This is a genomic window from Brevundimonas sp. ZS04 (assembly GCF_001956865.1).
Lineage (GTDB): Bacteria > Pseudomonadota > Alphaproteobacteria > Caulobacterales > Caulobacteraceae > Brevundimonas > Brevundimonas diminuta.
The window spans coordinates 1-439 of record NZ_MTHE01000056.1; the positions used below are offsets into that span (position 1 = coordinate 1).

The 439-nt window shown below is 68.6% G+C and carries 1 pseudogene; it reads left to right on the forward strand.

Features of this window, described 5'->3' with window-relative positions:
- Positions 1–439 (forward strand): annotated as a pseudogene (locus BJP32_RS17405) (hypothetical protein); the annotation flags it as partial.

Sequence of the window (439 nt, forward strand, 5' to 3'; positions counted from 1 at the left end):
CGTCCAACATGCCCCTCAGCGGCTACGGCGGCAACGGCAACGACACGATCCGCCTCATCACGAGCCTGGCCACCAGCAGCAGCTTCGTCAGCGGCGACGACGGCGACGATCTGCTCGACGCCGCCCAGGCGCGCGCGGTCGCGATGTTCGGCGGCCGCGGCAACGATGTGCTGATCGGCTCCGAATCCATCGACGAACTCCACGGCAACGAAGGCGACGACCAGCTGGGCGGTAATGGCGGCAACGACCTCCTCTCCGGCGACGCCGGCTCCGACAAACTGGCGTGCGGCCAGGGCGACGACGCGGCGACGCTCGACCTCTCCGACCAGCTGCTCGAACCCGACACCGCGGCACTCGGACGTACCGAACTGAGGACCGACTGCGAGACGATCGGCCTGCCCGCCAATGGCCGGCAGGCGCGGATCAATCTGACCAAGAA